We start from the raw sequence: 10,884 nt of genomic DNA on the forward strand, positions 1-10,884 counted from the left end.
GTGCCTCCTCCGTGAGGAGGGGGCACCCCGGCGTGTGGCGCGGACCCAGCATCGACCTGGGACAGCAGCATCCCCGGCACGGCGAACGAGTGATCAAGGTCGTTCTGGTCGGGGCGGCCTGGTTGTCGGTCGCGGTGACGATCGGCATCGTGGTGTCGCTGCTCGCCCCGACGGTCACCTTCTTCACCCACGTCGGGATCGTGGACTTCCTGTTCGGTACCGAGTGGACCGCGGGGTTCGGCAACAAGTTCAGCTGGACCGACAAGGCCTGGGGCGTACTGCCACTGGTCGTGGCGACCGCGATCGTCACCGTGATCGCGCTGGCTGTCGCGGTGCCGCTGGGACTCGGTGCCGCGATCTATCTCAGCGAGTACGCGTCCGAGCGGGTCCGCAAGGTGCTCAAGCCGATCCTCGAAGTGCTGGCCGGTGTTCCGACCGTCGTGTACGGCTTTCTGGCGCTGACGATCTTCACGCCGATCTTCGCTCACGTGGTGCGGTTCGACACGATCCACAACATGCTGTCGCCGGGCATCGTGATGGGGTTCATGATCGTCCCGACGATCGCCTCACTGGGTGAGGACGCGATGTCCGCGGTGCCGCTGGCGCTGCGGCAGGGGTCGTACGCGCTCGGCGCCAACCGGATGAAGACCACGCTGCGGGTCGTCTTCCCGGCCGCGTTGTCCGGCATCGTCGCCGCGATCGTGCTCGGCATCTCGCGAGCGGTCGGCGAGACGATGATCGTCACGATCGCGGCCGGCAGCCGGGCCCAGCTCACGTTCGATCCCCGCGAAGGTGCCCAGACCATGACCGGGTTCATCGCCCAGATCGCCAGCGGTGACGCGCCGCAGGGCTCGCCGGTCTACTACTCGCTGTTCGCCGTCGGCGCGCTGCTGTTCGCGATCACACTGCTGATCAACCTGGCCAGCATCCGTTTGGTGCGCAAGTACAGGCAGGTTTACTGATGACCACCACAACAGTGCCCAGGGCAAACATGCTGACGCGCACGCGGAACCGCGACGGCATCACGTCGGCCGTTTTCGCCGCGTTGCTGTGGCTGTGCCTGGCGTTGATCTGCATCTTCTTGTTCTTCGTTCTCGCGGTGATCGTCCAGAAGGGCCTGGCCCGTTTCGACGCGAACCTGGTGACCCACCAGCCGTCCAAAATTCGTCCGGAGACCGCGGGTGTGCAGTCCGCGTTGCTCGGCACGCTGTGGGTCGGCGGGATCACGGCGGTGATCGCGCTGCCGCTGGGCATCGCCGCCGCGGTCTACCTGGAGGAGTACGCCAACCCCGCCAAGTGGTGGAACCGCGCGATCGAGCTGAACATCCAGAACCTCGCCGCAGTCCCCGCGGTCATCTACGGCATCCTCACCCTCGGGTTCGTCGTCCGCGGCCCGGTGTCGATCGGTGCCGTCGTGATGGCCGGTGGTGTCGCGCTCGCGCTGCTGATCCTTCCGGTCATCATCATCACGACCAGGGAGGCGTTGCGGTCGGTACCGAGGGAGATCCGGGACGGCTCGCTCGCGCTCGGCGCGACGCAGTGGCAGACCACTTGGCGCCAGGTCCTGCCGGCCGCCGTGCCGGGTATCGCGACCGGCTCGATCCTGGCCATGTCGCGGGCGATCGGCGAGGCGGCGCCGCTGATCCTGGTCGGCGCGACCACCTTCGTGACGTTCAACCCGGACGGCGTGCTGTCGAGGTACACGACGTTGCCGGTGCAGATCTACAACCTCGTCCCGCAGGACCGTGACGCGTTCCGTGATCTCGCGTACGCGGCGATCCTGCTGCTGATCGTCGTCCTGCTGGCCATGAACGCAGTCGCGATCTGGCTCCGCAACCGCTACCAGCGTCGCTGGTGACCATGAACACCCCGGGAGACCGCTCCATGACGAACGTCGAACCGGACCTCGCCACCGTTCCCGAGACGGTCGGCGCGGTCGGTGCACCGCACGAGATCCATGTCGAACTCGGTGACCGCGCCAACCACCGATCGCCCTCGGCCGAACCCGACGGCGTGATCGAACTGCACGACCTCGAGGTGTACTACGAGAAGTTCCTCGCGGTGTCGGGGGTCGACATGGTCTTCGGCAGCAAGGAGATCACGGCGCTGATCGGTCCCTCCGGCTGCGGCAAGTCGACCGTGCTGCGGTGCCTGAACCGGATGAACGACCTGGTTCCCGGTGCCCACGTGATGGGGGACGTGAGGTTCCACGGCGTGGACATGTACGCGCCGGGCGTCGACGTCATCGAGGTCCGCCGCCGGATCGGCATGGTGTTCCAAAAGCCCAACCCGTTCCCGAAGTCGATCTACGACAACGTCGCCTACGGTCCGCGGGTCACCGGGATGAAGACCAAGAACATGGACGAGGTGGTCGAGAAGGCTTTGCACGGTGCGGCCTTGTGGGACGAGGTGAAGGACAAGCTGAAGCAGAGTGCGTACGGGCTGTCCGGCGGTCAGCAGCAGCGGCTGTGCATCGCGCGGACGATCGCGACCAGTCCCGAGGTGATCTTGATGGACGAGCCGTGTTCGGCGCTGGACCCGATCGCGACTGCGAAGATCGAGGACCTGATGGTCGAGCTGGCCAAGACGTACACGATCATCATCGTCACGCACAACATGCAGCAGGCCGCCCGCGTCTCTCATCGCACGGCCTTCTTCACCGCCGCCGCCGACGAGCACGGGCAGCGCACCGGCCGCCTGGTCGAGTTCGACAACACGAGCAAGATCTTCGGCAACCCGTCCGACCAGCGCACGGAGGCCTATATCACCGGCCGGTTCGGCTGATCGGCATGGCGACCCCGATGACGGATGCCCGAGAGCCTCATGCCCAGCCCATCCGCGCCCGTCGCCGATCTGGTCATCCGGCCCACCGGAACGTGCACTTCCGGGTCTCGGTGCTGGTCGTCGACCACGGCGACGAGGTGAACGAGTTGCTGGCGGTCGCGGCCGACCAGCCGCTGGACGTCCATGTCTGCAGCGACGCGGCCGAGGCTCTGCTGCACGTCGGCAGGTTGTGCCCCGACGTGATCCTGCTCGGGCCGTGCGCGGGGCTTCTGGACCCGATCGAGTTCCTCACCATCGTCCGCACCGACGACCCGCTGCAGCCGATCATCGTTGGCGCGGATCTGGGCGGCAACGAGTTCACCAGTCGCGCCAGCGACGCCGGCGCCAGTGCCGTCATTCCCCGGCCGTACCGGATCCGGGAGTTGCTCGCGCTGATCAGCTCCCTCGCGCCGGTGCCGAATCAGGTCGACCTGCGGCCCTTGGCCGTCGATCTGGGCAGGCTTCGGGTCGACGGCGCGGTTCCGCAGATGTGGCTCGACGGCCGGCAGGTCGAGTTGCCGCCGATGGAGTTCCTCCTGCTGAGGTTCTTCGCTGAACGCCCGGGTGCCCTGGTGACCCGGCAGGAGGTGCTCGACGCGGTCTGGGGACAACAGGCCACGGTCCGCAGCAACACGCTCAACGTCCACGTGATGCGCTTGCGGAAGAGGCTGAGCGGTGACGATCACGGGCCGGAGTGGATCAAGGTGGTCCGCGGGATCGGCTACCAGTTCAAGGTTCCGCCCGTGCCACGCCACGGTGGCGTGGCACCTGATGTCGGTCAGGAGTTCGCCCAATGATGACCGGCACGGAAGCTCTGCGCCTCCCTGCTTTGATTGCCTGAGGCAAACTCACTGGACGGCGATGGGAGCTGGGAACAGATGCGGATTCTGATCGTGGGAGGTTCCGACGCGGGGATCAGTGCGGCGTTGCGGGCTCGCGAGTACGCACCGGACAGCACCGTGACGATGCTGCTCGCCGACGAGTACCCGAACTTCTCGATCTGCGGGATCCCTTACCACCTGTCCGGCGAGGTGCCCGACTGGCGCGATCTGGCCCACCGTACGGCGGCGGACATCGCAGCGAGCGGTATCGACGTGCGGATCAACCACACGGTCACCGCTGTCGACCCGACCGCCAAGAGCGTCACCGCGACCACGCCCGACTGCCCGGTCGAGCTGACCTTCGATCGGCTGGTCATCGGTACGGGCGCCGATCCGCTGCGCCCGCCGATCGCCGGCCTGGACTCTCTCGGTCCGGCCGACGGTGTCCACCTGCTCCACACCATGGGTGAGGCGCGACGCCTCGACGCCGATCTCGAGAGCCGCGGCGTACGACGGGTCGTGATCATCGGCGCGGGCTACATCGGGATCGAGATGGCCGAAGCGCTCACCAACCGCGGCGTCGCCGTCGCTGTCCTGGAGCGCCTCGACAACGTCCTGCCTCGCACGCTCGACCAGCAGCTTGCTGCCGAGATCACTGCCGAGCTCGAAGCACACGGGGTCGAGGTCCGGTGCGGCACGACCGTGACGGAGTTGCGACGCGAGGGCGACGGGTTGACCGTCGTTGCCGCGGACGGCGAACGCAGCGCTGACGCCGTCCTCGTCGTCAGCGGGGTCAAGCCTGCTACCGCGCTGGCCGCGGCGTCCGGCGTAGAGCTGGACAATCGGGGCGCGATCGTCGTCGACCGGCAGATGCGGACCAACGTTCCCGATGTGTGGGCCGCGGGGGACTGCGTCCACACCCATCACGCTCTGCTCACCGAACCCAGTTACGTCCCGCTCGGCACCACTGCGCACAAGCAGGGCCGGATCGCTGGTGAGAACGCGGCCGGTGGCTCCAAAGAGTTCGCCGGGATCGTCGGCACCCAGGTCGTCAGGGTCTTCGAGCGGGTGGTCGCCGCCACCGGCCTGCGTGACCAGGAGGCGTCGGCGGCCGGATACGTGCCCTTCACCGTGCAGACCACCGCCGACGACCACAAGCGTTACTACCCCGGGGCGACGCCGATCCAGGTCAGGTTGACCGGGGACCGGGAGACCGGCCGCTTGCTCGGTGCACAGCTTGTCGGCACGCACGGAGCCGAGATCGCCAAGCGGGTCGACACCTACGCGGTCGCGCTGCAGCACGGGCTCAGCGTCGAACAGCTTCTCGACCTTGACCTCGCTTACACACCGCCCCTGGGAAGCCCCTGGGACGCCATCCAGGTTGCCGCGCAGAACTGGCTAGCGGCGCGGTAACCGGCACCATGGAGGCAGACATGCGCGACCAGTACCACCAGCAGCTCGACGAGGTCCTGACCGAGCTCGAACGCATGACCGGGATCGTCTCGACCGCCGTACGGCGCTCGACCAGCGCGCTGCTCACCGCTGATCTCGGCACAGCCGAAGAAGTGATCGCCGCCGACTCCCAGCTCGACCTGGCTGGCGAGGTGGTCGAGGAGAAAATCTTCGACCTGATGGCCCTGCAAGCGCCGGTCGCTGTGGAGCTGCGGATGCTCGTCGCGGCCCTGCGCATGGTGGCGGACCTCGAGCGGATGGGTGACCTCGCGGCCCACGTCGCCAAGATCACCCGGATGCGCTATCCCGCCGCGGCCATCCCGGTCGAGCTGCACGGCCTGATCGAGGACATGGGCCGGGTCGCTCAGCGGATGGTCGACCAGGCGGGCGAGGTCATCAAGACCCGCGACGTCTCGGTCGCGCAGCGGATCGAGTCGACCGACGACGAGATGGACACGCTCCGCAGCAGTCAGTTCCGGCAGATGATGGACGCCGCCTGGCCGTACGGCGTGGAGGTCGCCGTCGACCTTGCTCTGCTCGGCCGGTACTACGAGCGCATCGCCGACCACGCGGTCTCGATGGCGCAGCGCATCATCTTCCTCGTCACGGGTGAGATGCCTGCCTCGCAGTAGGCAGGCGCGACACCAGGAGGAGCAGAAGGCCCGCCACGACGCAGGCGCCGGCAACCATGACGACGAGGATCCGGTAGCCGGCGGCTGCCGCGATCAGGGCGCCGCCGAGCGGCGCCGATGCTCGGGCCACCAGCACGGGCGCGGCCAGGGTGCCGGCGATCGTGCCGTACCCGCTGGCGCCGTACCGGTCGAGCAGGATGGCGGGCGTCGCGATCGAGGCAACGCCGAAGCCGAGGCCGAACAGGACGAGGCAGCCGACGGCTCCGAGCACGTGCCGGCCGACGACCGGGAGCATCGACAGTGCTGCGCCTTGGACGACGAAGATCACCCCGGCAATGGTGGCCATCGGCAACCAGCGTGTCGACACCGTGGTGACCACGCGCCCGGTGACCGACAGCAGCCCGAGGAGACCCGCGAGCGTCGCGGCCAAGGCGGCCGGATGACCGAGGCTGATCAGGTACAGCACGAGGTGGACGGCGATGACGGCGAGGGCGGCGCCGTGCAGCACGAAGGTTGCTGCGAGCAACCAGAACGCGGGATCGCGGAGCGCCCGGCTGGGCGCCGGGCGGCCGTGGGGTGCAACTCGGTCGGCGCTCGTACGGGTCCGGCGCAACGCCAGCCCGTGCGAAGGCACAGTGACGGCTGCCAGGAGAACGGCCAGCAGGACCAGGGCGGAGCGCCATTCCAGTCTCGCCACCAGTTGCCCGGTGAGCGGGATGAAGATCGAGCTGGCGAACCCGGCGACCAAGGTCACGGCGAGCAAAGCCTTCGCTCGCCGTGCGGGACTGGTGACGGCCACGATCACGGCGAACGCCGGCTCGTACAGCACCATGGCCGAGGCAACACCGATCAGGATGAAGACCGCATAGAGCCCTCCGACGGTCCGGACCTGCGACCACCCCAGGACGGCCAGTGCGCCGACTGCCGAACCGACGGTCATCAACCCATGACCGCCCCGGGCATCGAGCCACCGTCCTACCGGGATCGACAGCAGGCCGGACACGAGAACCGCGACGGTGAGTGCACCGGCCGCCGTCGCGGTCGAGATGCCCAGCTCGTCGCTCATCGGGCCGAGGATGACGCTGAAGGCGTAGTAGAGAACGCCGTACCCGACGGTCTGCGTCGCGGCGAGTGCGCTGATCAAGCGCCTTGGTCCAGGTCTGACGTCGGTCTCCACCGCCAGACCTGGACCGGAGGACATCAGCCGCAGCAGCCCGACTGTGTGGTGGGCTTGGACTCGACGACGGTCAGCAGGCCACCGCTGATGCCGGTGGCCAACCCGCGGCCGGCCGGTGCGCTGATCGTGACCGCCTCCGGGGCCGGTCCGCAGCAGCCGCCGGCGGCCTCGTCGGCCGAGCCGCCGAAGGCGAGGTTCGACGAGCAGACGCCGGTCTCGGGGAGATTGAGCTGTACGTCGCGGGCGGCTTCCCAGTCTCCGGCTAGTGCGGCGACCACCGAGCGGGCCTGCTCGTAGCCGGTCGCCAGCAGGAAGGTCGGTGCCCGGCCGTACGACTTCGCCCCGACGGCGTAGTAGCCCGGTTCCGGGTGCTGGAGCTCGTCGACGCCGTGCGGCGGCACGGTGCCGCAGGAGTGCTGGTTGGGGTCGATCAGCGGGGCCAGGTCCCGGGTCGAGCCCAGGATCGGGTCCAGGTCGAGCTGCAGCTCGCCGACCATGTCGTGGTCGGGGCGGAAGCCGGTGGAGTTCACGATCGTGTCTACCACCACGCGGCGCTCGCCCGCGGCCAGCTCGGCCCGGCCGTCCGCCGTACGGGAGATCGACTCGATGCGGAAGCTGCTCACCAGTTCGACCCGGCCTGACCGGACGAGCTTCTTCAGCCGGGCGCCGAGCGCGCCGCGGGCCGGGAGCTCGTCGGCGTCGCCGCCGCCGTACGTCCGGGCCTGGTCCTCGCCTCGGACCACCCAGAGCACCTCGGTGCCCGGCTCGTTGTCGGCCAGTTCGCCGAGTTCGAGCAGTGTGGTGGAGGCTGAGTGGCCCGCTCCGACGACCGCCGTACGGCGGCCGGCGAAGCGCTCGCGGTCACGCCCGAAGACGTCCGGGAGTGCGGTCGAGACGGCGTCAGCGAGTTCGGCCTCGCCGCGGGCGGGGATGCCCGAGCCGCCGAGGACGTTCGGCCGGCGCCAGGTGCCGGCGGCGTCGATCACCGCGGAAGCGAGCAGTTCCTCGCCGTCGGCCAGGCGCACCAGGAAGGGAGCTTGCTCGCGACCTGCCGTACGGATGCGGTCGAAGCCGACTCGGGTCACGGCGGTCACCTGGGCGCCGTACTGGATCCGGTCGGCCAGTTGCGGGGTCTTGGCCAGCGGCGCCAGGTAGGCGTCGATGAGGTCGCCGCCGGTCGGCAGGTCGTCCAGGTTCGGCTCGATCCAGGAGGTCTGCTCGAGCAGGCGGCGGGCGGCGCCGTCGATGTCGTAGCGCCACGGGCTGAACAGCTTCACGTGCCGCCACTCGTCGATCGCCGCGGCCACGCCCGGGCCGGACTCCAGTACGACGAACTGCAGCCCGCGGTCGGCGAGGTGGGCCGCGGCCGCCAGCCCCACCGGTCCGGCGCCGATGACGACTACCGGCAGGTCCTTCGATGAAACGCTCATGGGTCTGTCTCCAAAGACTGTCCTGAGTTGATGATCATCTAATCAACGAGCCCCACCTTGCCTCTTGATTAGACATAAGTCAAGATAGACACATGTCAAAACAGCAGCTCTCGCTCGAACCCGTCGGCGGGTGCTGCGTCCCGATCATGGACGCGGCCCTCGACAGTGCCGCCGCGGTCGAAGGTGCGTCGGTGTTCAAGGCGCTCTCCGACCCGATCCGGCTGCGGCTGATGTCGATCATCGCGTCGGCTCCCGGGGAGGTCTGTGTTTGTGACGTCACCCCGCTGTTCAACGTTTCGGGCCCGACGATCTCCCATCACCTGAAGGTGTTGCGCGAAGCCGGACTGGTCGACTGCGAGCGCCGCGGCACCTGGGTGTACTACTGGGTGCTGCCCGAGCGCCTGACCTGGATGTCGACGTTGCTGTCGGTTCCGGCCCCGGCCGCGGGCTGATGCTCGGTACAGAACCGGCGTGACGTCGCCTCCACGCGAGATCCGCGTCGTCGTGATCGGTGGCGGTCAAGCGGGACTGGCCACCGGCTTCTCCCTGCGTCGCTCCGGGCTGGTGCCCGGCGAGGACTTCGTCATCCTCGACGCAGTCGAGCAGCCCGGCGGCGCTTGGGCGCGGATGTGGCCGACCTTGCGGACGTTCTCTCCCACGCAGTACTCGTCGCTGCCCGGCTGGATGATGCCGCGGTGGACCGGTGATTCCGGCTACCCGCTAGCGGCGCACGTCGTCGACTACCTGACGCGGTACGAGAAGCGCTACGAGCTCGATGTACGTCGCTCCGCCGCGGTCGACTCCGTGAGCCGCGAGGGCGAGCGCCTCGCGGTCCGCAGTACCGCTGGTGAGTGGCTGGCCGAGCAGGTGATCTCGGCGACCGGCACGTGGTCGAGACCCTTCATCCCGACGTACCCAGGATCGTTCGCCGGGCGGCAGTTGCACACTGCTTCGTATCGGGACGCAGTCGGCTTCGCCGGTCAGCGCGTCCTGATCGTCGGCGGCGGCAACTCGGCCGCACAGATCCTCGCCGAGGTCTCCGAGGTTGCCGACACGACCTGGGTGACCCTGCGCCCGCCGCAGTTCCTTCCCGACGACGTCGACGGCCGGGCGTTGTTCGAGATCGCGACCAGGAGGCATCGTGCGCGGCAGCTCGGCGAAGCCGACAGCGGTGGCGTCTCCGGGCTCGGCGACATCGTGATGGTCGAGAGCGTTCGCAAGGCCCGTGATCGCGGCGTACTGCAGGCTCGCGAACCGTTCGCCAGGCTGGTCGAGCACGGTGTTCGATGGCGCGACGGCACCGAGTCGCCGTACGACGCGATCATTTGGTGCACCGGCTTCCGGCCGGCGCTCGGTCACCTCGCACCCCTCGGCCTGCGCGGAGCGGACGGCACCATCCCCACGGACGGAACCCACGCGATCAAGGAGCCTCGCCTGCACCTGATCGGCTACGGCGACTGGACGGGACCGGCCTCGGCCACGCTCATCGGAGCAGGCCGCACGGCCCGCGACCTGGTCGCCGACCTCTGATCACGCAGGCGTAAGCAGCTCGGCCGCGAGGTCTCTGACCTGCTGATCGATCTCGTCGCGGATCCGCCGTACGACGGGAAGCGGCCGGTTCTCGGGATCCTCGACCGGCCAGTCGAGGTATCGCTTGCCCGGGTAGACCGGACAAGCGTCGCCGCAGCCCATCGTCACGACGACGTCGGCCGCGCGGACGATCTCGTCGGACAGTGGTTTCGGATAGGCGCCGCCCAGATGTACGCCGACTTCGTCCATGGCGGTGACGACGTTGGCGTCGACGAGTGCCACAGGCAACGATCCGGCCGATCTGACGAGGACGCGGTCGCCGGCCAGCTGGTTCAGGAAGCCGGCCGCCATCTGTGACCGGCCGGCGTTGCGAACGCAGACGAACAGCACCTCGGGGACCGAGCCACGGGCCTTGCCTTGTGCCTTCGCCAGTGCGGCCAGCCGCTCGGCGGCGAAGCTCGCGGTCAGGGACGGCAGGAACCTTCGTACGCGGGATCGGTCGGCCAGCATGGTGTAACTCTCGCCGACGTACCGCCGTACCGTCGCTGGTGAGAAGACGCCGGTGAAGCGGGTTGCCAGCTGGTCGGAGATGCGCTCGAGCTGACGGTCGACAACAGCCGCGCTCAGGTCGACCGTCGACTCGCGGGCCGGACCTTGCTCGGGTGTCTCCACCCCGAGCAAGGTCGCCAACTGCTCCACCGCGTGATGGGTCGGCCGGTAGTAGTTCGACGACTGCCGTCGCTCCCGTGTCAGCAGGTCCGCTTCACACAGCAATCGCAGCTGCTGGCTGATGGCGGTCGGTGACTGGGTGAACTCCGCGGCGAGCTGGCCAACGCTCGCCTCGCCGGCCGGGTGGGTCAGGACGAGACTCATCAGCCGTAGCCGGGTCGGATCCGCGACGACACCGAGCTGGGCCGCACGCCGCTCTGCGTCTTCCCGCGACAACGGCATCATCACCGATGGCCGCAGAGACGGATTCGACATGGCTTTATATTCACAGTCGTCTATGTAGTGGTCAA

11 protein-coding genes are annotated in these 10,884 nt (G+C 68.5%); 8 read left to right on the forward strand and 3 right to left on the reverse strand.

The window, feature by feature from the left end; all coding sequences use genetic code 11:
- Window positions 1-32 precede the first annotated feature (32 nt).
- From pstC to phoU, 6 genes are all read left to right on the forward strand, one after another.
- A complete protein-coding gene (gene pstC, locus HDA39_RS36100; protein ID WP_337926043.1) occupies window positions 33-962 on the forward strand; it encodes a phosphate ABC transporter permease subunit PstC in 930 nt (309 codons plus the stop codon).
- The gene (gene pstA, locus HDA39_RS36105) at window positions 962-1,858 is read left to right on the forward strand and encodes a phosphate ABC transporter permease PstA (protein ID WP_184802967.1); all 897 of its coding nucleotides are present in this window, start codon (window positions 962-964) and stop codon (window positions 1,856-1,858) included. Before pstC ends, pstA begins: the two co-directional genes overlap by 1 nt.
- Before the next feature lie 26 nt (window positions 1,859-1,884).
- Complete coding sequence (pstB, locus tag HDA39_RS36110) at window positions 1,885-2,784, forward strand: phosphate ABC transporter ATP-binding protein PstB (protein WP_184802969.1); 900 nt, start codon at window positions 1,885-1,887, stop codon at window positions 2,782-2,784.
- 17 nt (window positions 2,785-2,801) lie between these two features.
- Window positions 2,802-3,620: a winged helix-turn-helix transcriptional regulator gene (locus tag HDA39_RS36115; protein WP_184802971.1), complete on the forward strand. Its 819-nt coding sequence runs from the start codon at window positions 2,802-2,804 to the stop codon at window positions 3,618-3,620.
- An 81-nt stretch (window positions 3,621-3,701) separates the two neighbouring features.
- Window positions 3,702-5,057 (forward strand): FAD-dependent oxidoreductase, encoded by a 1,356-nt coding sequence (locus HDA39_RS36120; protein ID WP_184802973.1) that lies wholly within the window; start codon window positions 3,702-3,704, stop codon window positions 5,055-5,057.
- 20 nt (window positions 5,058-5,077) lie between these two features.
- Window positions 5,078-5,728, forward strand: coding sequence for a phosphate signaling complex protein PhoU (gene phoU, locus HDA39_RS36125; RefSeq protein WP_184802975.1), 651 nt, complete (start codon window positions 5,078-5,080; stop codon window positions 5,726-5,728).
- Here phoU and HDA39_RS36130 read toward each other — a convergent pair.
- Together HDA39_RS36130 and HDA39_RS36135 are read right to left on the reverse strand one after the other, a co-directional pair.
- Entirely contained in the window at window positions 5,700-6,872 is a 1,173-nt protein-coding gene (locus HDA39_RS36130) for an MFS transporter (RefSeq protein ID WP_238356230.1), read from the reverse strand. The genes phoU and HDA39_RS36130 overlap by 29 nt on opposite strands.
- Window positions 6,873-6,928: 56 nt before the next feature.
- Entirely contained in the window at window positions 6,929-8,335 is a 1,407-nt protein-coding gene (locus tag HDA39_RS36135) for an FAD-dependent oxidoreductase (protein ID WP_184802979.1), read from the reverse strand.
- Window positions 8,336-8,427: 92 nt separating this feature from the next.
- Here HDA39_RS36135 and HDA39_RS36140 point away from each other — a divergent pair, with 92 nt between their 5' ends.
- Window positions 8,428-8,787: an ArsR/SmtB family transcription factor gene (locus HDA39_RS36140; RefSeq protein ID WP_184802981.1), complete on the forward strand. Its 360-nt coding sequence runs from the start codon at window positions 8,428-8,430 to the stop codon at window positions 8,785-8,787.
- A gap of 19 nt (window positions 8,788-8,806) precedes the next feature.
- Window positions 8,807-9,865 carry an ArsO family NAD(P)H-dependent flavin-containing monooxygenase gene (locus tag HDA39_RS36145; protein ID WP_184802983.1) on the forward strand — a complete coding sequence of 353 codons (1,059 nt, stop codon included), beginning with the start codon at window positions 8,807-8,809 and terminating at the stop codon, window positions 9,863-9,865.
- On the opposite strand, the gene HDA39_RS36150 is transcribed toward HDA39_RS36145, so the two are convergent.
- A complete protein-coding gene (locus tag HDA39_RS36150) occupies window positions 9,866-10,849 on the reverse strand; it encodes an arsenate reductase/protein-tyrosine-phosphatase family protein (protein WP_184802984.1) in 984 nt (327 codons plus the stop codon).
- Window positions 10,850-10,884: the final 35 nt, after the last annotated feature.

Origin of the sequence: Kribbella italica (assembly GCF_014205135.1) — a bacterium.
Taxonomy (GTDB): Bacteria; Actinomycetota; Actinomycetes; order Propionibacteriales; family Kribbellaceae; genus Kribbella; species Kribbella italica.